The organism is Anaeromassilibacillus sp. Marseille-P3371 (genome assembly GCF_900169665.1).
Classification (GTDB): domain Bacteria; phylum Bacillota; class Clostridia; order Oscillospirales; family Acutalibacteraceae; genus Anaeromassilibacillus.
In genome coordinates this window covers 3,089,290-3,112,161 of sequence record NZ_LT835157.1, presented here as the reverse complement: position 1 = coordinate 3,112,161, position 22,872 = coordinate 3,089,290, and the positions used below count along the sequence as shown (strand labels likewise).

Genomic DNA, 22,872 nt, shown 5'->3' with positions numbered 1-22,872 from the left:
CCTCCCTTTTCAGTCGTTTCGGTGTTTCCAGGTGAAATACCACATCCGCAGATAAAGGCGGAGGTACTGGCGGTTACACATGTACCGGTAGACCGCCGCGTTTTCGCCAAAACTGCGGTCGGGAAGAGCCGCGAGGAAGGACTCTACGATTTCGACCATCCTCCGATAACGTTGCCGGTGGGAACGTTTTCTATATGGATTGAAAAGAAACCAGATGCTCTGAAACGTTTTATAGTAATAGTCCTGTAGAAGCTTGTCCCGCACCGCGCGGTTTTTCGGATTCCAGCTTAGGACCAATTCCATGATTCGCCGTGTGGCCTGTTGGACGATGGGAAAATAATCGTATGGGACCTTACGAAAAAGACGCGCATGGTCGTTGGCAAAATAACGGTATAAAATATCGGGGATGAAATACACGTCCTTCATGATGTGAACGAATTCTACCAGAAAAACCTCGTCCTGGTTGCGGCGGAGATCGGGAAAGGATACAGCGTGTTTTCGGACAGTCGCGGTACGAAAAAGTTTAAAACATACCGACTGGAGGATTCCCCATTCCCCAAACATCCACATATACGGATAAAAATGGCGGCGAACTTGTTCGCCGGTCCGATACTGGTGGTCTGCTTTGGGGACCCAACGTTGATTCCGGTTGTGATCGTCCACAGAAAATCCGCCCACCACCAAGTCAACCCCGGTTTTTTCCGCGGCTTCCACAAGAAGCGTGATGGCGTTTGGATAAAGGAAATCGTCCACATCGAAAAAATGGAGGTATGTTCCGGCCGCCTCTTGAATTCCAAGGTTGCGGGCCGGTCCGGCCCCGCGGTTCGCCGTATGGTATACCCGAATACGCCGGTCCATCTGCGCCTCCCGGTCGCAGGCGATACCGCTTCCATCGGTCGAGCCGTCGTCGATCAGAAGAATTTCCAAGTTTGGATAGGTTTGCGCTTTCAGGCATTGTAACCCGCGGGAAACGAATGTCTCCATGTTATAGATGGGGACGATAATACTGACCAGTTTCATTTGCATGGTATCCCCACATCCATTTTGCTTTCCAATACTTTTTTCGGTGCATGATCCCACCATATCCTTTTAAAATCCACGGATACCGATAAGCAAGCGTCAAGAGAAAAAATCTTCTTTTCCGCGCACAGTTTAAAAGAAACTGACGTTCCAACCAATAACATGTCAAATCCAAGTTTGCAAGGCATTCGGAAAAACGTGGATATTCCAGCAGCGCGTGGAACGCTTGGCGGCGTTGGTGATACCTCATGGGGTTGTCAGGGTGAAAGATAGAGAGCCGCATTGTATCCAGCAGGATTCCAGCTACACGGTAGTGGAGAAAGTCGTCCAAAAGGTCTTCCCGCCCTGGAAAGAATTCGGTAATGTGAGCAAGATTGCGCTCCATCAGTTGCTCCATTCCCGGAAGGAAATCCGAATGATACCGGTTGCAGACCGAGTTTGGATGTTTGCGGTAACCGTACATGACAACAGGGATATATGCGGCGGAACGGCAGGCGTGGTAAACAAGTGTATTAAAAAGGACATCCTGCGACTTTTCCTGTTTCTCCGGAAACCACAGGTTTTGTTCCAGCAGGAAAGCCCGGCGGTAGGCTTCGGCCCAGACAGATGTGTAGCGTACCGAATGGAGGCGGGCGTCTGCCAGTCGGCAAGGGGCGCCGGTGGCGCAAGAGATACAATAGGCCTCTAAAACCTGTGGGGAGAGCTCGATGACGGGCTGCCCGATGGAGGCGGTGTGCCGAAAGACCTGTTCCTGACAACTTATGTAATCAAAAAAGATCAGATCGTAGGGGAGATGAAGAAGAGACTTTGCAACGGAAGAAAATTCCTCCGGCAGAAGGTCGTCGCCATCGACGAAAAACAACCATTTCCCAGTTGCCTCCCGGAGAATCGTATTGCGCACCGCACAAATTCCACAATTATATGGAAAATGTATGACGCGGATAAAAGGGGATCTTTTTGCATAGCTGTCGCAAAGACCGCCAGAGCCATCACAAGAGGCGTCGTCTACGACGAGCGCTTCGATTTCCTCCGATGTATGCCGCAGGATACTGTCAAGACAGGCGGATAGGTACGCTTTTACATTGTACACAGCCACCCCTATGCTGATCGATGGAGACATGAAATGCATCTCCTTTGCACTTTACAATCGGCCTCGGTTCGCGGTGCGGTTTATCATTTGCCAGAATCTGAAAGAAGGTCCTGTATGGCTGAAAAGGTCTGCGCACAGTGGTCCGTGCGCGGGGGAGGGAAAAAGGTATCCACGCGCTTTTTGTACAGGCTGGGGAGCTGCATGTTCCCTGCCAGATACGTTTGCAGGGCATTTAAAACTTCATCCACCTTCCGGCAGACTGGTCCAAATCCGTCTTTTTCAAATTCAAAATATCCCGGACGGTACTGTGCGGAGAAAAAATCCTCCGAATCAAATTGAAAGTAGATCAGTGGCTTTTTCAGATACGAGAAGTCAAAAAACACACTGGAATAATCGGTAATCAGAAGTTTTGATTCCATTAGGAGAGACTGCGTATCCGGTGGGGCAGTCGGGATATGTATTCGCGGGTGACTGTTTGTAAAACAGGGTGTGAAATGCTGCATCTCCGGATGCAATTGGAATACGAGTTCATAATCGTATTGTTCTAACAGCGCATGAAGTTTTCGATGACAGAGCAAACAATGGAAACTTTGAAAATAGCCGCTATCTTGGAAGGTACGGTTGGAACAATTGCGCAAGAAAAGGCGCCAAGTCGGCATGACTAGAATCTGTCTCTTTTCGGAATGCGCTTGAAATAACCGGTCATAGCGGCACAGGCCGAGTGGTTGAACAACTCTTTTCGGGTGATGATAGAGCGTTAAGAGTTCATGATATTCCTTTGGAACGCTGCAAACAAACAGATCTACGTGGATACGTTCTGCGCTTAGAGATGAAATGGAATTATAAAGGATTCCGTGTTGCAAAAACACTTTTTTGCCAGGCAACATACGGTCAAATTTGAGCTTTGTGAACAAGTAAGGATTGGGGGAATAGCCCATAATATGGGTACTTATTTTTACGTCTGCACAGACAAATGCGAGATAATGGGAGAAGCTCCCCGGTTGAATGGTTCGCCCCAGCCTGGCTACACGTACAAAGTCAGGGGACTTTCGATCTATGAGATAGGCGGCTGATAAATAAGGCGCAGTTTTTCGGACAAATTGAAAAAGATGGAAGGCATTGTCTTGCGCGTCGTTTCCGCGCTCTGCGAAGAGCCAGAGCCCCTTGTAAGGGGGCAAATGGCGCACAAGCGGATAGAGGCAGAACGCCAGAATACAGCAGAGGAGATAGCCGGCATAGCCGAGCCATCGGAACAAACGTCTCAACAAATGAAAACCATCCTTCCCATCGGGCCATCTCACAAAAAATTTGGACAGAAAAACGGCAGCCAGTCCGGTTTTCTCTTCATGGCAAGACGAAACGATCATCAGAATGGCACTGTTTGGCCTTTATTCCTTTGGGCTTATAGATTCGCCAGGAAGACGGTCCGCCGTGCTCTCATCCCTCGTTGCAGCATTTGATTTTGACAAGTTGAGCCCCCTACCAGAGGGCGGAGAGCTTATGTTGCCCAATCGATTCCATCAGTAGCGAAAAAGATGAGACTTGGTTGCGAACTTTTTTCATACGAGGGATGCGAACAACCTGCGACGGCATCGATGTTTTTAAAGACGAGAATAGATGCCGTCTTGTGTCTCTCCAAAGAAAGAGAACACACGCGCGGCAATTTTTAAAATGGGTGGAATGATCCATGCTATCCCAATAAACGTTTGGCCGTCATCCCAATCAGTGCAATGTCCTGCCATATAGAGAAATGATTCAAGTACCATAAATCGTAAAAGGTCTTATCGGCCGCGTTTGTGTAGTAATGGCCATATACCTGGGCAACACCAGTCATTCCAGCTCGCACGGAAAACCGCCTCTGATATTGATTCACAGTTTTTTTGTATTCCTTTACAAAATGGGGCCTTTCCGGACGGGGGCCTACAAGGGACATCTCCCCCTTTAAAACATTGAACAACTGTGGAAGCTCGTCCAAATGTACTGCACGCAGAAGTTTCCCCACATGGGTGATACGAGGGTCGTCTACAGATGCCAAAATGCAACCGGTATCCTTTTCCGCCTCATGGATCATTGTCCGAAATTTATAGATCTGAAAGGGTTGTTCATTGCGTGTCAACCGCTCTTGACGGTAAAAAACCGGCCCAGGGGAGTCCAAACGAATGACGACCGCACAAAGCAATAACACGGGTGCACAGAGGATCAATCCAAACAGGGAAAAGAAGATGTCCGCAGAGCGTTTAACAAACATGGTCCAGCGGGATGGAGAAAACGTATCCAACCATATTGAGGTGAGGGTATGAAGGGATGGAGGCTCTTCGATGGGAAAACAGTCTGCCCGCCGATCTGTTTTTGTACGCATGGAATGAGGTACTGTCTTGTTCACACTTACCATCGCATGTGGGCCTCCCCGTATCCATTATGGTATCCTTTTATAGATTTCCCATGACTTGGATTCCATCGAAACAACGGAATTGAAAAGGAAAATTATTTGTCGATTACTTTATTTTACTGTAGCTACAGATAAAAAATAAAAAAAATTCAGAATCTTTCACCTGCTATTTTGAGATTTTTGAAGCGGTTCCCCTTTTCATATGACTGAATGAGGATGGTCTTATAAGGAGTGGGCGGGGAGGATTCTTTGTTTTCATTGGCGGTCCGGCTTTATTGCCTCTATATCAAGAGAGATTACGAAATTCACTTTGTTGATGGTTATATCAAAAGGACACGTTCCATGGCATTTAAAACCATTGGGTCGTGTCCTTTTTCGAAATAACAATCCCGCCGTGGGATTCGATCCTATTGAAAAGAATGGCGGCAGAGCCGCCCTTTCTAGGGGTCATAGGCGGAGGCCTTTTACATCCTTGATGCGGGAGAGGATGACATGGCTGTTGATCTGTCGAATGCCGGGAAGACAGTCAAGCTCCTCCTGAATAAAGGTTTCCAAGGCCTCTTGGGAAGGGGCAACCGCATGGACGTGTAGGCTGCTGTTGCCGGTCATGCGGTAAATTTGCGTCACGGTATCGCTTTGATAAAGCCGGTTGACCACTTCCGGAAGGTGCGATGGCTCTGTTTCAATCTCAAAATAGCAAGAAACTGCACCGTTGATTTTTTGCGGGTTAATAATCGTAGTGTATTCTTCGATCACGCCACGCTTTTCAAGCGCTTCTATGCGCGTTCTCACAGCCACACGGGAAAGACCCACTTTTTCGCCAAGTTCAGAATAGGAGTAACGTGCATTTTGAATGAGCAAAGCCAGTATCTTTTGGTCCAAGAGATCTAAACCGTCGAGAAACATATCATTCATCCCTTTGCTATGTGATTAAAGAGATTATAACACACTTTTTTTGCACATCAAATAGAAAGTGTTCATTGACGAATAGAAATTATTTTGTTAATATATATTACAAAAAGATGTGTTTATATTTCGTAACGTAACAGGGGAGAGAAACATGCAGCGGGATTTGACAACGGGAAACATCACGGGAAACCTATTAAAGTTTGCATTTCCACTGATGGTCGGCAACCTTTTACAGCAGTTTTACAATGTGGCGGACACATGGATTGTCGGACAATTCCTGGGAGCGGACGCATTAGCTGCTGTTGGGTCTTCCTATACTTTGATGGTTTTTCTCACTTCCATCCTATTGGGACTTTGTATGGGAAGTGGCGCAGCTTTTTCCATCCAATATGGGAAAAAAGATTTTGAACACTTAAAATGCAGTATGTTTTTATCCTTTGGACTAATCGCGGGGATTACGTTGATTTTAAATATCGCTGTATTTTGGGGATTGGACGGGATTGTTTGGATTCTTCAGGTTCCTCGGGAAATCACGGGCCTGATGAAAGAGTACCTGTGGGTGATCTTCTGGGGGATTGCGGCAACCTTTCTCTACAATTATTTTGCGAACCTTCTTCGTGCAGTTGGAAACTCCGTAGTGCCGTTGGTCTTTTTGGGAATTTCAGCGATTTTGAATATTGTCCTGGATTTGGCATTTGTCCTGTTTTTCCACTGGGGTGTACGTGGGGCAGCCATTGCCACCGTTTTTTCCCAATTTGTCTCAGGAATAGGGATTTTGATTTATACATGGAAACGTTTTCCGAGTCTGCGGATTGCAAGACGGCACATGCGGTGGGATGCTGGGATTCTAAAGGAAATTACCAGCCTTTCTCTGCTGACCTGTATCCAACAATCCATCATGAATTTTGGAATCCTGATGGTTCAGGGATTGATTAACCGTTTTGGAACAGTGGTGATGGCTGCATTTGCAGCAGCAGTCAAAATTGACTCCTTTGCGTATATGCCGGTCCAAGATTTTGGCAACGCATTTTCTACCTTTGTTGCACAAAATTATGGTGCAAACCAACAGGAACGTATCCGCAAGGGAATCAAGAGCGCGGTGTTTTCTGCCTTTGCTTTTTGCGTACTTGTAAGTACATTGGTATGTGTTTTTGCCCGCCCGTTGATGGAGTTGTTTATCCATCCATCGGAGACAGAGATCATCCGGGTGGGTGTTGAATACCTGCGTATTGAGGCCTCTTTTTATTTTGGCATCGGTTTGCTCTTCCTACTGTATGGATTTTATCGTGCCATGAATCGGCCGGGGATGTCGGTCATCCTGACCGTGATTTCGCTTGGGACGAGGGTGGCACTGGCATATTGGTTGTCCAGTATTCCGTGGATCGGCGTGACAGGGATTTGGATTTCTGTGCCTATCGGCTGGCTGTTGGCGGATCTCGTAGGAATTGCGGTTTATCGAAAGATGCGCAATCTGCCGCTGAGAACCCCACAATGTCTGTAAGAAGAAGCGAACCAGTGCGGCCGTCCCATCCCATGGAATCGCATCAAAACGATGTTTTCTTGTTGCCTGACTGAATGGAAGAAAACGTTGTTTTTATTCCGGTAGGCCTCAAAGAATCGTAAACGCTTTGTTATGGCATGAGGTTATTTTTGAGGGGTTCATATGGAATCCGCTGCGTTGTGCAGACCGATACGCAAAAAGAGACAAATCAAAAGCGAAATGACCAGGAGAATTAAAACGGGAATGAATTGTCATAGAGGATAGATCCTGAGAGATTTAAAAAGCCGCCTGCTAAATTTGCAGGCGGCTTTTTAATAGATGGATGAAGGGAGAATCCTGTTCAAAAACGACGGCAATGGGGATGCCCGATCAGCGCTCTTTGCCGAGGAAAAACAGTGCAATTGTTCCCGGACCAGAATGTGCACCGATGACAGGGCCGACATAGTTGATTGTGATAGGTTTTTGGACACCTAAGCGGCTTTGAACCTCGTTCGCCACAAACTGAGCGTCTTCCAAAGAATCGCCATGGCTGATAAAGACGGTCTGTTCCTCTGGCTGAATTGCCAGTTGTTCCATGCGATCGACGAGTGCACGCAAAGAAGCCTTCCTTCCGCGCGCTTTACTGATGTTTATGAGATGGCCGGCGTTATCCATATGCATCACAGGCTTGATACTCAGCATGGTGCCGACCAATGCGGTAGCGGCGGATACCCGGCCGCCTCGCTTTAGAAATTGCAAGTCTTCTACGGTGAACCAATGACAGAGATGATATTTTTCCTTTTCTACCCAATCGCGCACCTCTTCAATGGGTTTTCCTTTGGAGCGCTCCTGCGCTGCCAGATAGATCAATAGTCCCTGGCCCAGCGAGGCACAAAGCGAATCCACTGCGTAGATCTTACGTTCCGGATACTTTTGCGCCAGTTCTTCTACGGCTAGTGCAGCAGCGTTATAAGTGTTACTGAGGCCGGAAGAGAAGGCGATACAAAGGACATCTCTTCCCTGCTTGAGGAGTGGCTCCATTGCGGAAACAAAGGCATCCACATTGACCGCGGAGGTGGTACAGGGCTGCCCAACACGTAGTGCCTCATAGAAATCATGCAGCAAAATTTCTCGTTCATCCAGATAGTTGTAATATTCTCTTCCATTCATCACAAAAGCGAGGGGAAGAACCGTGAGATCGATCTCTCGAGCGAGCGACTCGGGAAGATCGCAGGAAGAATCGGTTACAATGGCAAATGTGTTCATTGAAGAGCCTCCTTATGTGGGTTGGCAATCGTCTTTTTTAGTTTACCATAGAAAATAAAATATAAAAATATTCTTAAGAAATAAAAAGAGATTTTGTATTAAATATGACATATAATAATATTTAAAACTATATGAGATCCATTTAGATGAAAATATGAGACGTAACAAGCAGGACAAATCCGTGAAAAGATTTGTCCTGCTTGTTTGTTCGAACTATTTTTCGATTAATTTGCTTCTTCAGGCAAAATCAAAGGAGACTTTCCAGGATATATGAAAGGAGGTTTGCCTTGGAACATAAAACGAAAACCCGACGGAATCGGACCCGACGGGTCAAAAAAGGTTATGAAACATTGGCGTTTGGTGGAATAGAAGACGCCGTGCGGCTCCTTTTCTCGGAAGACCCCAAACCCGAAGATCTGGAAGGGCTCGACCTCTACAATGTGGCGGAAATCCGCAGGCCGAGAGGCGGCGGAATGGAGATCAAGTTTTTCGACCGTATCAAAGCATTGGAGTGCCTGGAGCGCTTGGAAGCAGAAACAGGACAACCAAGCCTATTTGAAGCGTTAGAAGCCGGTGCGCGGGCGCTCAAAAAGGAGGAATCCGATGAAACTTGAGCCATTTTCGCCAAAACAGTTGCATGCAATGTGCTGGTGGTACCCTGGAAGCCCGGATGCGGGACGGGATGCCATCATTTGCGATGGAGCAGTGCGCAGCGGAAAGACCCTCTGTTTGGGAATCGGCTTTGCGGCTTGGGCGAGCCGGTCTTTTCATGGACAGGCCTTTGCCTTTTGCGGCAGAACCATCCGCTCTCTCAAGAGGAATCTGCTTGCTACACTATTGCCCGCTTTACAACAGGCCGGTTTTGGCTGTTCAGTCTGCCGAAGCGAAAATTGGATGGAACTCTCCTATGCCGGTCATAAGAACCGATTTTACTTTTTTGGTGGAAAGGATGAGAGCTCTGCGGCGTTGATCCAAGGAATGACACTTGCTGGAGTCCTATTGGATGAAGTGGCATTGATGCCGCGCTCCTTTGTAGAACAGGCGTTGGCCCGCTGCTCAACGAAAGGCTCGAAGTTTTGGTTTAACTGCAACCCGGAGAATCCGCAGCATTGGTTCTATTTGGAATGGATTCTCAAGGCGAAACAGAAGAACGCCCTGTATCTGCACTTCACCATGTCGGATAATCCGGCACTTCAACCGGAGATCATCGCACGGTATGAACAGCTCTACTCTGGAGCGTTTTATGAACGGTTTATCCAAGGACGATGGGTGGCGGCACAAGGACTGGTGTATCCATTTTTGACCAGAGCAATGCTCTGTGATGTACCGGCAGAATTAGAAGAATTCCGGGTTTCCTGCGACTATGGGACTGTAAATCCAGCCTCTTTTGGATTATGGGGGAGATCCCACGGCGTGTGGTATCGCATTGACGAGTATTATTACGATTCTCGCCGGGAAGGTTTACAGCGCACAGATGAAGAGCATTACATAGCGCTCACAAAACTATGTGGGGAACGGCGAATTGAAAGCGTGGTGGTTGATCCTTCAGCAGCCAGTTTTATGGAAACCGTTCGAAGGCACGGAAAGTACCGGATCATTCCCGCAGAAAATGAGGTCTTGGATGGAATACGGCGCGTCAGTGTGGCGCTCAAACAGGGGGACATCAAAATTTGTATGAATTGTGCGGACACCATTCGAGAGTTCGGACTCTATCGTTGGGCGGATACGGTGGGTAAGGATATACCACTCAAGGAAAACGACCATGCGATGGACGATATCCGCTATTTTGTGTCATCTCTATGTCGAGATACGGACGATTTTTGCGCCGTCAGTGTAGAGCGCCGGGAGGAGTAAAAGCCATGAAGTGGAGAAAAAAAGGCGAAAAACAGGCCAAAAAACCGGAAGTCCTGGCGGTACAGACAGCGTGGGAGGAACCTTTTGCCCACTTTGCCAGCTGTGCACCAGCAGGGACGGGAGAACGGCGGTTATACGCGGCGTTGCGGGAAAATATTCCCATCATAGATGCGGCAATCGACAAGATTCTCCGTTTAGTTGGAAGTTTTGAAATCCTTTGTAATGATAAAAACAATTCGTATCAAATCAATCAGTTTCTACAAAATGTAAAAGTAAATGCATTGGAATGTGGAATTCAAAGTTTTTTAAACAGTTACCTTTCCCAATTGTTGACCTTTGGAAATGCAATCGGAGAGATTGTATTGACCACTTCCGGGGAGATTGGCGCGCTTTATAACGCATCTTTGGATGATGTGGAACTGAGGGAGTGTGCGCCACTGTCCCTGACCGTTTGCCGCCGGGAGGCGGGTCAAAGCGTACCGGTGCGGTATCCAGAGCTGGTCGTTGCCTCCGCCTTAAATCCCCCGCCCGGCTGTGCCAAAGGCGTTTCCTTGCTGCATGGGCTGCCATTTGTGAGTGGCGTCCTGATGCAGATTTACCGGACCATTGGAACCAATTGGGAACGATTGGGGGATGTGCGCTTTGCAGTAACCTATAAGCCGTCGAATGACGCGACGGACCGCGCGTTTGCCAAGGACCGGGCAAAACAAATTGCACAGGAATGGAGTCGCGCCATGCGCAAAGATTGTGTGAGTGACTTTGTTGCGGTGGGAGATGTAACGATTAAAGCCATCGGTGCGGACAACCAAATTTTGGATAGCAATGTTCCGGTGCGCCAAATGTTGGAGGAAATTGTGGCCAAGATGGGAATCCCGCCGTTTTTACTGGGATTATCGTGGTCCTCTACGGAGAGAATGTCCAGTCAACAGGCCGACATTCTCACCAGTGAGTTGGAGGCCTACCGACGGTTACTGAATCCGGTGATTGAGAAGATCTGTGCGCTTTGGATGCGGCTACATGGGTTGGAACCCAAGTTTACCATTGAATGGGATACGATTACCTTGCAGGATGCGGTGGATTTGGCGGACGCCCGCCTGATGAATGCCCAGGCGGCTCAGATCGAAGAAACCTGCAAACAGAAGGAGGCTGTCTAATGAAGGGAGCTGGTTATATTCTGCGAAAAAAGGCATCATTGACGACCGAAGAGTTGGAACAGATCAACCAATACACGCGGCGCCCTTTCCAGGAAGGGGAACTCTACACGTTTTCAGTTGTCCTATGTGACAATGAGGTTGATCGGGATGGAGAACGCTTCACCATTGAGGCGTTGCATCGGCTGGGAGAGCTCTTTTTGGGAAAGACCGGAATTTTTGACCACAATCCACAGGTACAAAACCAGGCCGCACGCATCTATGCCTGCCAAGTGGAGCAATTGCCCGGACGTGTTACCAAAACAGGGGAGGCGTACCATCGTCTGGTTGCACGCGCATATTTACCGCGCTCTCAAAAAAATGAGACATTCATTCTGGAACTGGACAGCGGGATTAAAAAAGAAGTCAGTGTCGGCTGTTCCGTTGCGAAGAGAAGCTGTTCTATCTGTGGGGCAGATCGCCGGACGGGCGGCTGCGACCATGTAAAAGGACGTACCTACCATGGTGTACTGTGCTGCACGGTTTTGGAAGAACCGACCGACGCCTATGAGTGGTCGTTTGTAGCGGTTCCTGCTCAGCGGGAAGCAGGGGTTATCAAAAATTTTTCAGAGAAGGAGGATTGGAATATGGAGGAAGTCTGGAAAAGTCTTTCAGGCGAGGGGGAACTATTGCTGAACCCGGAAGAACGCCGGCAGCTTGCCAAAGAGTTTGCCGATTTGCGGGAACAAGCGGCGTGTGGCCGGCAGTACCGCAAGGAGCTTGAAAAAAGCTTGGTGCGGTTGTGCGGGATTGTATCGCCAGAAGTTCCGATGGAGGTGATGGAACGCACAGCACGGACGATGGGTTTGGAGGACCTGCGGGAATTTGAGAAGGCGTTTCACAAGCGCGCCGAACAGGTGCTCCCATTAACGCCACAACTGGCTCCCATGGAAAAGCGTGATGTGGAGGAATACCGCGACTTTGAGATTTAAGGAGGAATTTGTATGGATATTTCTTTGAATGGATTTTGGGAAAATGTGGCAACGTTTGCCGTTTCCGGCGAAGTAAAATCTGGGATGCCGGTGAAAATCAGCGCCAATGGCACGGTGGCACCATGTGCGGCCAAGGACAAATTCTGCGGCCTGGTACTGTCTGTGCACAACGGCTATGCAGCAGTACAGATGACGGGATACATAAAGGTTTCCTATGCCGGTACAAAACCCACGGTGGGATACCAGACGGTCAACGCGGATGGGACAGGAAAGGTACAGGTAGAAACCACTGGGCGCCTGCTGTTAATTACAGATGTGGATGAGCCGGAAGGAACCTGCGGCTTGGTACTGGCGTAAGCCGGAGAAAAGGAGGATTGTATTGATGGCTTTTTATGAAACGCTGAAATTGGAAAAGGGTATGTACAGCGCTCCGGGAAAGAGTTTCACACAGACTCTAGAGGAACTGGACTCCTCGGAAAATTATCGTGGGACGCCTTTAGAAGGGTTGGATGCCTATCAGAGACAGCTAAAGCGCTTCCAGATCCACGTTAGCGGGCCCGGCTCTGATCCGGTAGAGAAATTTTTTCAGACGAGTGACTCTGCGGCGCTTTTCCCGGAATATGTCACCCGCGCAGTACGTCAGGGGATGGAACAGGCAGACGTATTGCCAAATGTGGTGGCTACTGTGACAAATATCACCGGCATGGACTACCGAACCTTGACCTCCGAGCCATCGGATGAGGATAAAGCCTTGAAGCCGGTGGCGGAAGGAGCGGCGATTCCACAAACGACGGTTACGACGAAGGACCATTTGGTGCATCTCCATAAGCGGGGAAGATTGTTGGTGGCGTCCTATGAGGCACTCCGGTTTCAAAAGTTGGATCTGTTTACCGTAACGCTTCGGCAGATTGGGGCTTATATTGCGCGGGCGCAACTGAACGACGCCATCGATGTGTTGGTGAATGGCGATGAAGACAGCGGTGCTGCAACAAATATTGGAACGGCGGGGGATGAAGTGGACTATACGGGGCTGGTATCCCTCTGGGGTGGCCTGGCACCGTATCAACTCAACACCATGATGGCCTCCACTGCGACCATGCAACAGATTTTGGCCCTCAGCGAAATGTGCGATGCACAGGCCGGATTGAACTTTCAAGGAACGGGTAAGATGGTCACGCCGTTGGGGGCGACGCTTCTACATGTACCATCTTTGACAGCAAAAGGCGTGATTGGTCTGGACAAGACCTGCGCACTGGAAATGGTCCAAGCAGGCGGTGTGACAACCGATTATGACAAGCTGATCGACCGCCAGTTGGAGCGTGCGGCGATCAGTACGATCGCAGGGTTCGCCAAAATTTTCGATGGAGCGGTGAAAACGCTCTGCTACCAGGAACAGGAATGATGGAGACACAGGCAATTTTGGAGCAATTCGCCATGTTGACAGGGCTTGACGAACGGCAGGCCGGGCAGTACCGCCCTCTGTGTGAAAATGCTAGGGCACAGGTGTTGGGCATTGCAAAGCCAAACGTCGGAATGACAGGTGATATGGCGCTGTGCAGCGCTGCTGCGGCATTGGCTTTCTACCGTTGGGTACTATTGCGGGCTGCGGCAGGGGCAGAGAATGCCTTCACAGTCGGAGATGTTCGAGTGGACAAGAGCGCAATGGATGTGGAGACAGCTCGGAAACTCTGGAGGGAATCGGAGGCCGCTGCGGCGCCATATCTATGCGACACAGCATTTCTGTTCCAGCAGGTATAGGGGGCCTGAACGATGACTAGAAAAAAATTGGTACAATACCTGCTAACAACATATGGACAGAAGGTCACCGTGGGTGGACAGGAGGCCTGGGCAGTCATCCGTCCCCTGCGGAAACAGAGCGGCGAGGCGCCACAGTGTTATCTTTACACGGGAACACTGGATCGGAAACTCCTAATAGGCGATCTTATCCAAACGGACACGGAAGTCTTCCGGGCGACTCGCACAGGGTTGGAATCCTTTGCAGGCGAAAGCCTCTATGTATGGGCTGTGTTATGCAGGGAAAAGGAAACGGCGTTTTGTACGGAGGTGGATGTATGAATCCGGAGGAAAACCACGAACTGTTGGACAAACTATCCGAACAATTGGAACGTGACGTGCGGCGTTATCCCCAGGAATTTAAGGAGGGCCAGTCATGAGTCTGGAAGGGCGGGCGATGCGTTTTGGCGAATTCGTATGGGATAGGAATCCAGAGACACTACAGGTTACATACGAACGGAACGTCAAGCGTTTGACCCTTCCACATGTGGGCGAGGCTCTGCAGGACATTGGCTGCCAAAGACGCACTGTCAGTGGCAAGGGAAGCTTCCTGGGAAAGGGGGCCGCCGCCACCTTTGAGCGGCTGGCGGCAGTATTTCGTGAGGGGGCAAGCCAGGTTCTGTGTATACCGGAAGTGGCGCCATTCCGGGCCGTTTTTGTGTCCCTGCAAATGCTTGGTGAAGCGCGTCCCAATGCGGTTGTATACCGGTTCCTCTTCTTGGAGGACGAAGAGGCGGTAGAGGATGATGGGATTTTAAGGCCGGAAAGCTACCTTTGTGTCGAGGGGGACACCTTGTGGCATGTGGCCAACCGATTTTCAACCACAGTAGATCGATTGCGGCAATGCAATCCGCAAATACAATGGCCAAACCGCCTGCCGGAGGGGATGGAGGTACAGCTGCCATGAATTGTGTGGGATGGAAACCGGATGGCACACTCCTTCGCCTTCCCAGGCCGGTACGGTTACGGCTGCGCAGCGATGAAGATGCTCCCGCAGACAGTTTGGAAGCACGGTTTCCCGCGTGGGAAGACATTGGGAATCTCTGTGGCATCCAATGTACTAGTGAAAACGGCCGGGTCATTTTTGAGGGAATGGTGGATGAGCAGGTACTTTTGGAGAACCGTTCCGGGGCGACAGCGGAACTTTCTGCCAGAAGCCGCGCCGGATTGCTGCTCGATAATGAAGCACAGCCACAGATCTATTACATGCCATCTCTAAAACTGCTGTTTGAGCGTCATGCCGTCCCGTACGGCTTTACCGGGTATATTGGACGGGATGAGGTGTTTGGAGGCGCTTTCACTGTGGAAAAGGGAATGAGCGAATGGCAGGTATTGGCGGGATTCTGTAAGAACTTTTTAAAAACGGAGTTAGTCGTTCGGGGGACGGTTCTGGATGCTTCTGGCCAAAGCCCGCAGGAGGAAGTGGATTTTTTGGCTCATCGGGAGGCAATGGAATGGAAGGTAACCTGGAAAGATGTGAACCGGATTTCGGAGTTGCAGATGCGCACGGGAGATACAGCCCAATACGATGCAGTGTTGCGGGAATCGGAGGCGGTGGCTCGCGGCGTACAGCGCAAACGCTATTTAAACGGTTCGGATGCCGAGCACGCGCAAGAATTGTTGCAGAAAGCGCGTCGAAACGCATTTTCCATACAGGTTTGCTACCCGGGGGAGATGTGTCCCCCATTGGGCAGTCCGGCGCAGACGCCTTATGGGGAAAATCTCTACATTGCGGCATGGGATTATCAGCTCGACAGCAGCGGAGAACGTTGTTATATCACATTGCGGAGAAGGGAGGAGAACGGATGTGGCTTTCAGAAAAAATGGCCGGACGTACAAAGCCGGCTCCAACGGTTGAGGTGGCTCAAATGACGGGGAGTTCTACCGCACAGGGAAGTGGGGAATATCGGGATTTTGCTTTTGTAGCACCGTGGGGGATCGCCTATCAGCCGCCAGCTACCGCAAGGGCGGTACTGGTAAACAGCACGGAGGGCATGGTCTGCACAGGCGCTATGATGGAGGAGATTGATTTGGAACCGGGAGAGCTCTTGCTGTTCTCCCAAGGAGGGGCGAGAATCTACCTGAAAAATACCGGAGAGGTGGTCATCAACGGCCAAGTATTCGCTGCTGAGGGGGGAGAATGAATGGATACGGCCCTTGCAAATGGAGATTTTTTATTGGGACCTACGGGATTTCCAAGGAGGGTTTCCGGACAAGAGGAACTTTTGCAGCGTGCAACCATTCGTTTACGAGTCCCCCAGGGAGTGTTTGCCTATCAACCGGAGCTGGGAAGCCGAATACATACCCTGCGGCCGGATACCGTGGACAAGGAAGCCAACGCACTTGCCATGGCGCAGGAAGCCCTGCGGGAGATGCCGCAGGTGCAGGTGAAAGGGGTTTCATGCAGTAGTACTGTACCCATGGTGGTGCAGATACAACTCGTCTGGGAGGATGGCGGAGCGGAAGTCGAGGTGATCTGTGATGGAGACATATGAAGAGATCTTAAGCCGTATGCAGGAGAAGTTTGCAGAATTGGCAGGATACCCGGCGGATGAGGCATCCGACATCGGTATCCGCTTGCGAGTGTTAGCGGGGGAAATTTATTCTCTGACGGCTTCCATGAACTGGCTGGAACAACAACTTTTTGCTCAGACCGCACAGGGGGAATTGCTGGATCTGCGCGCGCAGGAGCGTGGAATCAAACGCCGTGCAGCACAGGCGGCCTCGGGAGTCTTGCTGTTTTCCCGTGCAAAACCGCTCTGGTATCGAGCCGTGATCGACAAAGGGACCGTGTGCGCAGTACCGGGGGAGGATGGAGAACGCTACGTAACCACAGAAGAGGCGATACTGGCGGTCGGCGACACATCGGTGACCGTTCCAGCAAAGGCGGAGAAACCGGGAAAACACGGAAATGCGGCGGTAGGCGCGGTCACAACATTGGTTACGGTTCCTCCTGGCATTGAACAGGTGACCAATACAAAAGCGTTTACAGGTGGAATGGATGAGGAGGGCGACGAGTCCCTGCGATCTCGCCTGACGCAAAGCTATACGGCCCTTTCCAATGGAACAAACGCGGCGTTCTATCGGGAGCAGGCCCTCAAGGATGAGGGAGTCTTTTCCGCAAATGTAATTCCGAAGGTAAAGGGTTTGGGGACCGTTGGCATTTATTTGGGGGCAAATGGGGCTCCGGCAGACAGCGATACGATTCAACGGGTACAGCAATCACTTCAAGCATTGCGGGAGATCAACGTGTTGGTCACGGTGGCCGCGGCGGAAGCAGTGGCCTGTCCGGTGACAGTAAACGTAGCGCCACGGGCAGGCTTTTCCTTTGAAATGGTCTCCAGTCAGGTGGAAAGCGCTGTACAAAAATATTTTGCAGGACTGGGCGTGGGCGAGCCTGTTCGCACAGCCGCGCTATATGCCGAGATATTTGCCACAGGTACTGTGGAGAATTGCGTTTTAACAGGAAGCGCGGCGGTTGACCGCCCGGTGAAGGCAAACCAACTGGCGGTCTTACAGAGCATTCAAGTTCAGGAGACAGATTCATGACGGCGCGGGACACGATGGCCTCCGCTCTGCGTTCTACAGGCCTGTATACTCTAAATGGGAAAACATTGGTAGACCAGGAACTGTTGGCCTACTGTGCGGCGCTGGATACTTTGTATGAACGGCTCGAGGTTTGTAAACAGGACAGTTTTATCGGTACGGCTAGCGAAACAGGACTCTTGCGTTGGGAAGCGCTCTTCGGGTTGAAAGCGCATGGGTCCTTAGAAGAGCGGCGGGAGGTATTGCTGCAATGTAGCGCGGTACAAAATACTTCGAACACCCGAAGCGCTTTCTTAGAGCTGTTCCAATCCATCGGGGTGGAAGCCACGATTCTAGAGGACCCAGTGGGACAAGAGCTCTGTTTTTCCTGCACTGGATTGAATGATCCGGAAGAACGAGCCGATGCGGTGGCCTATATCCAACGTTTTTTACCCGCACATTTGAAGGTGCTGTTGGATTTCCGGGAGCTTTCCTGGAATACTATTGACCGTGCGGCGCAGACCTTTGACGAATGGGATGCAAAAGGTTGTACATGGGATCAGTTGGATCTCATTGGGGAAGCGCTGTTTGAGATATAAGGAGGATTTATGCCGACGGAACAAAAGACAAGCCTTGGGTTAAATCGGTGGCAGGGAACAGATAAACCGGCGCGCAGTGATTTTGTTGCGGATAATGAGACGCTGGATACCCTACTGACAGAACATTTTGGAGATACACAGGCGCATTTGTCCGCAGAGGATCGCCTGTTGCTTGGAAATGGGACAGAAGTGGGAAGCTACAACGGAAATGGAGCGGCAAGCCGTAACATCACACTGCCGTTTGCGCCAAAAGCGGCACTGGTTTTTCAGATGGATACGCCGCCTACCGAGTATCGTTCAGGGTATTATCGGGTAAACTTTGCCTTTGTGACAGAAGAAGGAAGTTCACAGGGGGCTGCGCTGTCTGGGACAACACTGACCGTACAACAAGCGCAAGGATCGCCTGCAGCGAATAGCATGGCGAACAATCTGAATCAGGCAGGCGGCGGCTATGGATATTTTCTGTTTCGATAAGCGCTGATTTGACAAGCTTTTATCCAATATTGTAAGATAAGACAAGAAAGGGGGAGGTACCTTTGGAGCGGATTGAAAATGTCAAGCAGCCGGAACGCGCACTTTTGGCAGCGGTTGATACGGGGGAATACGATGTAGAGGCATCTTTGGCGGAATTGTATGAGTTGGTGCGCAGTGCTGGAGCGGAACCATGCGGGGCAATGACACAAAAAAGGCCCTCCCCCGACACGGCCACTTGCGTTGGTTCCGGGATGATGGAGGAGATCGCATCGTTTTGCAAAACGTACGAGATCGATCTGCTGGTGTTCGATTGCGAGCTATCTCCAACCCAGATACGGAATATTGAATCCATCAGCGGCGTGCGGACAATTGACCGTACTATGTTGATTCTCGATATTTTTGCTTCGCGGGCGAAAAGCAGCGAGGGAAAGCTGCAAGTGGAACTTGCACAGTTGAAATACATGCTACCACGCTTGGGAGGAAAAGGAACCACGCTTTCCCGATTGGGCGGCGGCATCGGTACGCGTGGCCCGGGCGAAACAAAGTTGGAGACGGACCGCCGCCATATCCGCAGGCGGATTTCCAAACTCAAGGAGCAGTTGGAAGAGGTAGAGAAACGCCGTGGGCAAATGCATCGCCGCCGTCAGAAAGATGGCGTAATCACGGTGGCGTTGGTTGGGTATACAAATGCAGGGAAAAGTACCTTGATGAATGCCTTAACGCAGGCAGGAGTATTAGCAAAGGATATGCTGTTTGCTACGCTTGATCCGACCGCCCGCGCGTTAAAGCTGCCCTGTGGAAAGACTGTCATGCTGATTGACACCGTTGGATTGGTTCGGAGGCTTCCTCATCACCTGATCGAGGCCTTCCATTCGACATTGGAACAGGCGGCCACAGCGGATATTATCCTCAACGTGTGTGATGCTTCCAGTAGTGAAGCGCAGATTCATTTGGAAGTAACGCGTTCTTTGTTGGCGGAACTGGGCTGCGGAGGAAGGCCAATCATCCCTGTTTTGAACAAGTGCGATTTGGTTCCGACGCTGCATGAGCTTCCGATGATCGGCAATGCTGTACGGATCAGCGCCAAGACAGGCCGAGGATTGGACGCTCTTTTGGAAAGCATTGAAGAGAATCTTCCAGTGAAAACCACAAGGGTGGAATTGTTGCTTCCTTTTGCACAGAGCGGGCTTGCGGCAAGGCTGCGGAAAGATGGGAGTGTGCTGGAGGAGGAGTATACAGAGAACGGATTAAAACTCACGGCACAGGTTGACCCAACGTTGCTCCACTTGGTTCAGGAATATGTTATTTTTCCTGAGGTATAATAAAAATCCCCTTTGCCAGCCTAGCATGCGGCAGACTGGCAAAGGGGATTGGTAAAAGGGTATTGCTTAAGAGAGGGTCCAGCGTATATTGGCAAGCGCCACATAAAAGTCGAATAAAACGCCCTGCATCCGGCTGCTAGCTGCGATGCAGGGCGTTTATTGTTATAGGAGGTGACGCTTTTATAGGGGATTATGCTTTGACCAAGACCTTCTCGATGCTGCCTACAAACATTTCATGATAATCTTTTTCTGGATAACACGTTGCATCGATGGTTGCATCGATAAAGCCGGCTGGGTCGATTGGCTGCTTATGAAGCTTCCTGCAGATCAAAACCATCTTCGCCTCTGCAAAATAGGGGGCGGCTTCATCGAATAGCGGGGTCAGGCCGGTCTCCTTACATTTGTCGTAGTCACGGCCGGAATGGCTGCCGCAGAAGGACAGCGCTTTACGATAGGATTCATCAAAGAAACAAAGAGAGTAATAGTCTTCTTTCTCAATGAATTCCAAGGTGTAACGCTGTGGACGTACGAAGATAAAGGACACATAGTGCTTCCAAAGTTCCCCCAAGCCTCCCCAACTGGCGGTCATGGTGTTGCATTTCTGCTCGTTGCCTGCGGTAATCAGCATCCATTCTTTATCAATCAAGGTAAAAGGATTGAACTGTAGGTCCTGAATTTCTACTTGTTTGAAACCGTTCATTGTAAACGCCTCCACATCATTTTCAAATTATCCTTATTATACCATAACATGCAAGAGGCAGGCGGCGAATTGTGGAAGGAAATGCCCTTTCCAGAGGAAAGCCGAGTGGTTCGTACAATTGCTTTTCGGGAAAATAGTGCTATAATAGGCCAGAAAGGAAGTGTTTGAGGATGAAACGATGGATCGCTGCCGCCCTATTGCTGTGTATTTTGTGTACAGGATGCGGACTTGTGCCGCTTACCGGCGGATTTTCGGATCTGCCTCGGGGCTTTTCCGGCTCGTATGCCGGTTTGTATCAGAGTGGCGATGCCGGAAAAGGCGTGTATGATGACGACGAAAAGATTGCAGATGAGTCGGAAAATCTCTACGCTGAGGAGTTCATGGTACAAAATTGTTCCGATTCCAAGAAAAGTGCGGTGGAGATTCGTTTTGCAAAGTTCCATGGAAAACAACAATGTTTTGTTGTGAATACAGAAGATGAAGAATTGTGCCGCATCACCTATGAATTAAAGTTACAAAAAGGGCGCATGAAACTCGTTTTCGTGTCGGAGGAGGGTTCTGTATTTCCATTGGCTGAAGTGGATGCAGAAGACGCACGGGACGAAGTGGGTTGGACACTTCCCAAAGGAAGAAATCGCCTTCTATTGGTTTGCGACGGTGCGGAAGCAGGAGAAGTGCGATGGGCTGTGGATAGACCCGATTGTTTTAACGAAGGGACGGATGAACTGGAACCCGTTCCAGAGATTACAGAGGGGCCTTCGGCTTTCTCTATTTCTGTATAGGAAGATAAATTGGAATCCGGCGACGACCTTGTGCACTTTCACAAGAGAATGAAAGCTTGGTAATTGGAATTTATGAAATACAGATAACGTGAATATTTATACATTAAACGCTTGATTTTTTGCATAAACGGTGTATAATAAAACACAACGAAGAAATGGGGGCTATGAAAATGGCAAAGCAAGCGATAGATAATACCAATATTAAAAAGGTCGTTCTGGCGTATTCCGGCGGCTTGGATACTTCGATCATCATCCCGTGGTTGAAGGAAAACTACAATAACTGCGAGGTAATTGCTGTTTCTGCCGACGTGGGCCAGGGCAGTGAGTTGGAAGGATTGGAGGAAAAAGCCAAGAAGACCGGGGCTTCCAAGTTGTATATTGCAGACTTGAAAAAACAGTTTGTCGAAGACTATATCTTCCCGACAGTCAAGGCGGGAGCGGTGTATGAAAATAAATACCTTCTGGGGACTTCCTTTGCGCGTCCCATCATTGCCAAACGCCTTGTGGAGATTGCACAGGCAGAGGGCGCAGATGCCATTTGCCATGGCTGTACGGGCAAAGGCAATGACCAGGTGCGTTTTGAACTGGCGATTAAGGCATTTGCGCCGGAGATGAAGATCATTGCGCCGTGGAGAATTTGGGATTTGAAGTCCCGCGAGGATGAGATCGAATATGCGGAAGCGCATAATATCCCGCTGAAGATCACCCGTGAGACCAATTATTCGAAGGATAAAAATCTGTGGCATCTTTCCCATGAGGGCCTCGATCTCGAGGACCCGGCAAATGAGCCGCAGTACAATAAGGAAGGGTTCTTGGAGCTGGGGGTTTCCCCGGAACAAGCGCCCGACAAGCCGACGTACATCACTCTGACCTTTGAAAAGGGTATCCCGGTCGCACTCGATGGCCAGAAGCTCTGTGCGGTTGACCTTGTTGCAAAGCTCAATGAGGTAGGCGGTGCGAACGGCATCGGCATCGCAGACATCGTAGAAAACCGTCTTGTGGGCATGAAGTCCCGCGGTGTGTATGAAACCCCCGGCGGAGCAATCCTGTATCATGCGCACAATAAGTTGGAAGAAATCTGCCTGGATAAGGCGACCTATCATTACAAGCAGAGCGTCGCCAATAAGTTTGCAGAGCTGGTGTATGATGGCGAGTGGTTCACCCCATTGCGGGAAGCGCTCTCCGCTTTTGTAGACAGCACCCAGCAAACCGTGACTGGTGAAGTAAAGCTCAAGCTCTACAAGGGCAACATTATCGACGCAGGCGTAACCTCTCCGTACAGCCTGTACAATTCGGATATGGCAACCTTTGATGAGGACGAGGTTTACGATCAGGCCGATTCCGCAGGATTCATCAATTTGTTCGGGCTGCCGATCAAAGTGCGCGCCATGGCGAAGAAAAACTGGCCTGTGGAAAAATAAGCGGCGGATTTTAGCGATTCGTCGCGTGGAATTCAGAAGAGAGCGCCAGAATTTCTGCCAGAAAATGGGACAGAAATTCTGGCCTCCTACATTTGATGCGGATTTCGATGTGTTCCGTTTCAAAG

26 protein-coding genes are annotated in these 22,872 nt (G+C 49.9%); 19 read left to right on the top strand and 7 right to left on the bottom strand.

The window, feature by feature from the left end:
* Window positions 1–9 precede the first annotated feature (9 nt).
* The 5 genes from B9Y59_RS13150 to B9Y59_RS13130 all read right to left on the bottom strand — a co-directional run bounded on the left by B9Y59_RS13150 (window position 10) and on the right by B9Y59_RS13130 (window position 5,405).
* On the bottom strand, window positions 10–1,020 hold the full coding sequence (locus tag B9Y59_RS13150; protein ID WP_158089038.1) for a glycosyltransferase family 2 protein: 1,011 nt from the start codon (window positions 1,018–1,020) through the stop codon (window positions 10–12).
* On the bottom strand, window positions 986–2,140 hold the full coding sequence (locus tag B9Y59_RS13145) for a glycosyltransferase family 2 protein (protein ID WP_158089037.1): 1,155 nt from the start codon (window positions 2,138–2,140) through the stop codon (window positions 986–988). Before B9Y59_RS13145 ends, B9Y59_RS13150 begins: the two co-directional genes overlap by 35 nt.
* A 53-nt stretch (window positions 2,141–2,193) precedes the next feature.
* Window positions 2,194–3,378, bottom strand: a complete 1,185-nt coding sequence (locus B9Y59_RS13140) for a CDP-glycerol glycerophosphotransferase family protein (protein WP_158089036.1) — start codon at window positions 3,376–3,378, stop codon at window positions 2,194–2,196.
* A gap of 422 nt (window positions 3,379–3,800) precedes the next feature.
* Entirely contained in the window at window positions 3,801–4,502 is a 702-nt protein-coding gene (locus B9Y59_RS13135) for a sugar transferase (RefSeq protein ID WP_085534012.1), read from the bottom strand.
* A gap of 444 nt (window positions 4,503–4,946) precedes the next feature.
* The gene (locus tag B9Y59_RS13130) at window positions 4,947–5,405 is read right to left on the bottom strand and encodes an Lrp/AsnC family transcriptional regulator (RefSeq protein WP_085534010.1); all 459 of its coding nucleotides are present in this window, start codon (window positions 5,403–5,405) and stop codon (window positions 4,947–4,949) included.
* 154 nt (window positions 5,406–5,559) lie between these two features.
* On the opposite strand from B9Y59_RS13130, the gene B9Y59_RS13125 reads away from it, so the two are divergent.
* Window positions 5,560–6,909: an MATE family efflux transporter gene (locus tag B9Y59_RS13125; RefSeq protein WP_054323217.1), complete on the top strand. Its 1,350-nt coding sequence runs from the start codon at window positions 5,560–5,562 to the stop codon at window positions 6,907–6,909.
* A gap of 369 nt (window positions 6,910–7,278) precedes the next feature.
* On the opposite strand, the gene B9Y59_RS13120 is transcribed toward B9Y59_RS13125, so the two are convergent.
* Window positions 7,279–8,154: a DegV family protein gene (locus B9Y59_RS13120; protein WP_085534008.1), complete on the bottom strand. Its 876-nt coding sequence runs from the start codon at window positions 8,152–8,154 to the stop codon at window positions 7,279–7,281.
* Between the two features lie 287 nt (window positions 8,155–8,441).
* On the opposite strand from B9Y59_RS13120, the gene B9Y59_RS13115 reads away from it, so the two are divergent.
* The 16 genes from B9Y59_RS13115 (at window position 8,442) to hflX (ending at window position 19,844) form a co-directional block, all read left to right on the top strand.
* Complete coding sequence (locus B9Y59_RS13115) at window positions 8,442–8,768, top strand: hypothetical protein (protein WP_054323215.1); 327 nt, start codon at window positions 8,442–8,444, stop codon at window positions 8,766–8,768.
* Window positions 8,758–10,008, top strand: a complete 1,251-nt coding sequence (locus B9Y59_RS13110) for a PBSX family phage terminase large subunit (RefSeq protein ID WP_054323214.1) — start codon at window positions 8,758–8,760, stop codon at window positions 10,006–10,008. The genes B9Y59_RS13115 and B9Y59_RS13110 overlap by 11 nt, the downstream gene beginning before the upstream one ends.
* Before the next feature lie 5 nt (window positions 10,009–10,013).
* A complete protein-coding gene (locus tag B9Y59_RS13105) occupies window positions 10,014–11,162 on the top strand; it encodes a phage portal family protein (RefSeq protein ID WP_085534006.1) in 1,149 nt (382 codons plus the stop codon).
* Entirely contained in the window at window positions 11,162–12,130 is a 969-nt protein-coding gene (locus tag B9Y59_RS13100; protein WP_085534004.1) for a hypothetical protein, read from the top strand. The genes B9Y59_RS13105 and B9Y59_RS13100 overlap by 1 nt, the downstream gene beginning before the upstream one ends.
* A 12-nt stretch (window positions 12,131–12,142) precedes the next feature.
* Window positions 12,143–12,487, top strand: coding sequence for a hypothetical protein (locus tag B9Y59_RS13095; RefSeq protein ID WP_085534002.1), 345 nt, complete (start codon window positions 12,143–12,145; stop codon window positions 12,485–12,487).
* A 25-nt stretch (window positions 12,488–12,512) separates the two neighbouring features.
* Window positions 12,513–13,532: a phage major capsid protein gene (locus B9Y59_RS13090; protein WP_085534000.1), complete on the top strand. Its 1,020-nt coding sequence runs from the start codon at window positions 12,513–12,515 to the stop codon at window positions 13,530–13,532.
* The gene (locus B9Y59_RS13085) at window positions 13,529–13,888 is read left to right on the top strand and encodes a hypothetical protein (RefSeq protein WP_242967321.1); all 360 of its coding nucleotides are present in this window, start codon (window positions 13,529–13,531) and stop codon (window positions 13,886–13,888) included. The genes B9Y59_RS13090 and B9Y59_RS13085 overlap by 4 nt, the downstream gene beginning before the upstream one ends.
* Window positions 13,889–13,900: 12 nt before the next feature.
* On the top strand, window positions 13,901–14,206 hold the full coding sequence (locus B9Y59_RS13080; protein ID WP_085533997.1) for a hypothetical protein: 306 nt from the start codon (window positions 13,901–13,903) through the stop codon (window positions 14,204–14,206).
* A gap of 94 nt (window positions 14,207–14,300) precedes the next feature.
* Entirely contained in the window at window positions 14,301–14,831 is a 531-nt protein-coding gene (locus B9Y59_RS13075; protein WP_054323209.1) for a LysM peptidoglycan-binding domain-containing protein, read from the top strand.
* The gene (locus tag B9Y59_RS13070) at window positions 14,828–15,796 is read left to right on the top strand and encodes a hypothetical protein (protein WP_085533995.1); all 969 of its coding nucleotides are present in this window, start codon (window positions 14,828–14,830) and stop codon (window positions 15,794–15,796) included. Before B9Y59_RS13075 ends, B9Y59_RS13070 begins: the two co-directional genes overlap by 4 nt.
* On the top strand, window positions 15,793–16,068 hold the full coding sequence (locus tag B9Y59_RS13065; protein ID WP_242967320.1) for a hypothetical protein: 276 nt from the start codon (window positions 15,793–15,795) through the stop codon (window positions 16,066–16,068). The genes B9Y59_RS13070 and B9Y59_RS13065 overlap by 4 nt, the downstream gene beginning before the upstream one ends.
* The gene (locus tag B9Y59_RS13060; protein ID WP_085533991.1) at window positions 16,069–16,419 is read left to right on the top strand and encodes a hypothetical protein; all 351 of its coding nucleotides are present in this window, start codon (window positions 16,069–16,071) and stop codon (window positions 16,417–16,419) included.
* Entirely contained in the window at window positions 16,406–17,473 is a 1,068-nt protein-coding gene (locus B9Y59_RS13055) for a baseplate J/gp47 family protein (RefSeq protein ID WP_085533989.1), read from the top strand. Before B9Y59_RS13060 ends, B9Y59_RS13055 begins: the two co-directional genes overlap by 14 nt.
* Window positions 17,470–18,048, top strand: coding sequence for a DUF2313 domain-containing protein (locus tag B9Y59_RS13050; RefSeq protein ID WP_085533987.1), 579 nt, complete (start codon window positions 17,470–17,472; stop codon window positions 18,046–18,048). Before B9Y59_RS13055 ends, B9Y59_RS13050 begins: the two co-directional genes overlap by 4 nt.
* A gap of 9 nt (window positions 18,049–18,057) precedes the next feature.
* A complete protein-coding gene (locus B9Y59_RS13045) occupies window positions 18,058–18,522 on the top strand; it encodes a hypothetical protein (RefSeq protein ID WP_085533985.1) in 465 nt (154 codons plus the stop codon).
* Between the two features lie 62 nt (window positions 18,523–18,584).
* A complete protein-coding gene (hflX, locus tag B9Y59_RS13040) occupies window positions 18,585–19,844 on the top strand; it encodes a GTPase HflX (protein ID WP_054323202.1) in 1,260 nt (419 codons plus the stop codon).
* A gap of 190 nt (window positions 19,845–20,034) precedes the next feature.
* Here the strand turns inward: hflX and B9Y59_RS13035 are convergent, their stop codons facing one another.
* Window positions 20,035–20,544, bottom strand: coding sequence for a flavin reductase family protein (locus B9Y59_RS13035; protein WP_085533983.1), 510 nt, complete (start codon window positions 20,542–20,544; stop codon window positions 20,035–20,037).
* A 170-nt stretch (window positions 20,545–20,714) separates the two neighbouring features.
* Here B9Y59_RS13035 and B9Y59_RS13030 point away from each other — a divergent pair, with 170 nt between their 5' ends.
* Both B9Y59_RS13030 and B9Y59_RS13025 read left to right on the top strand, forming a co-directional pair.
* A complete protein-coding gene (locus tag B9Y59_RS13030) occupies window positions 20,715–21,326 on the top strand; it encodes a hypothetical protein (protein ID WP_085533981.1) in 612 nt (203 codons plus the stop codon).
* A gap of 170 nt (window positions 21,327–21,496) precedes the next feature.
* On the top strand, window positions 21,497–22,747 hold the full coding sequence (locus B9Y59_RS13025) for an argininosuccinate synthase (protein WP_085533979.1): 1,251 nt from the start codon (window positions 21,497–21,499) through the stop codon (window positions 22,745–22,747).
* Window positions 22,748–22,872: the final 125 nt, after the last annotated feature.

Bases quoted from the DNA above. Each gene is read 5' to 3' on its own strand.
- B9Y59_RS13035 (WP_085533983.1), bottom strand. From the start codon at position 20,544: ATGAACGGTTTCAAACAAGTAGAAATTCAGGACCTACAGTTCAATCCT.
- B9Y59_RS13055 (WP_085533989.1), top strand. From the start codon at position 16,406: ATGGAGACATATGAAGAGATCTTAAGCCGTATGCAGGAGAAGTTTGCA.
- B9Y59_RS13025 (WP_085533979.1), top strand. From the start codon at position 21,497: ATGGCAAAGCAAGCGATAGATAATACCAATATTAAAAAGGTCGTTCTG.
- B9Y59_RS13125 (WP_054323217.1), top strand. From the start codon at position 5,560: ATGCAGCGGGATTTGACAACGGGAAACATCACGGGAAACCTATTAAAG.
- B9Y59_RS13110 (WP_054323214.1), top strand. From the start codon at position 8,758: ATGAAACTTGAGCCATTTTCGCCAAAACAGTTGCATGCAATGTGCTGG.
- B9Y59_RS13150 (WP_158089038.1), bottom strand. From the start codon at position 1,020: ATGAAACTGGTCAGTATTATCGTCCCCATCTATAACATGGAGACATTC.
- B9Y59_RS13095 (WP_085534002.1), top strand. From the start codon at position 12,143: ATGGATATTTCTTTGAATGGATTTTGGGAAAATGTGGCAACGTTTGCC.
- B9Y59_RS13090 (WP_085534000.1), top strand. From the start codon at position 12,513: ATGGCTTTTTATGAAACGCTGAAATTGGAAAAGGGTATGTACAGCGCT.
- B9Y59_RS13065 (WP_242967320.1), top strand. From the start codon at position 15,793: ATGACGGGGAGTTCTACCGCACAGGGAAGTGGGGAATATCGGGATTTT.
- B9Y59_RS13130 (WP_085534010.1), bottom strand. From the start codon at position 5,405: ATGTTTCTCGACGGTTTAGATCTCTTGGACCAAAAGATACTGGCTTTG.
- B9Y59_RS13120 (WP_085534008.1), bottom strand. From the start codon at position 8,154: ATGAACACATTTGCCATTGTAACCGATTCTTCCTGCGATCTTCCCGAG.
- B9Y59_RS13030 (WP_085533981.1), top strand. From the start codon at position 20,715: ATGAAACGATGGATCGCTGCCGCCCTATTGCTGTGTATTTTGTGTACA.
- B9Y59_RS13075 (WP_054323209.1), top strand. From the start codon at position 14,301: ATGAGTCTGGAAGGGCGGGCGATGCGTTTTGGCGAATTCGTATGGGAT.
- B9Y59_RS13135 (WP_085534012.1), bottom strand. From the start codon at position 4,502: ATGGTAAGTGTGAACAAGACAGTACCTCATTCCATGCGTACAAAAACA.
- B9Y59_RS13085 (WP_242967321.1), top strand. From the start codon at position 13,529: ATGATGGAGACACAGGCAATTTTGGAGCAATTCGCCATGTTGACAGGG.
- B9Y59_RS13080 (WP_085533997.1), top strand. From the start codon at position 13,901: ATGACTAGAAAAAAATTGGTACAATACCTGCTAACAACATATGGACAG.
- B9Y59_RS13060 (WP_085533991.1), top strand. From the start codon at position 16,069: ATGGATACGGCCCTTGCAAATGGAGATTTTTTATTGGGACCTACGGGA.
- B9Y59_RS13050 (WP_085533987.1), top strand. From the start codon at position 17,470: ATGACGGCGCGGGACACGATGGCCTCCGCTCTGCGTTCTACAGGCCTG.
- B9Y59_RS13045 (WP_085533985.1), top strand. From the start codon at position 18,058: ATGCCGACGGAACAAAAGACAAGCCTTGGGTTAAATCGGTGGCAGGGA.
- B9Y59_RS13145 (WP_158089037.1), bottom strand. From the start codon at position 2,140: ATGTCTCCATCGATCAGCATAGGGGTGGCTGTGTACAATGTAAAAGCG.
- B9Y59_RS13105 (WP_085534006.1), top strand. From the start codon at position 10,014: ATGAAGTGGAGAAAAAAAGGCGAAAAACAGGCCAAAAAACCGGAAGTC.
- B9Y59_RS13070 (WP_085533995.1), top strand. From the start codon at position 14,828: ATGAATTGTGTGGGATGGAAACCGGATGGCACACTCCTTCGCCTTCCC.
- B9Y59_RS13100 (WP_085534004.1), top strand. From the start codon at position 11,162: ATGAAGGGAGCTGGTTATATTCTGCGAAAAAAGGCATCATTGACGACC.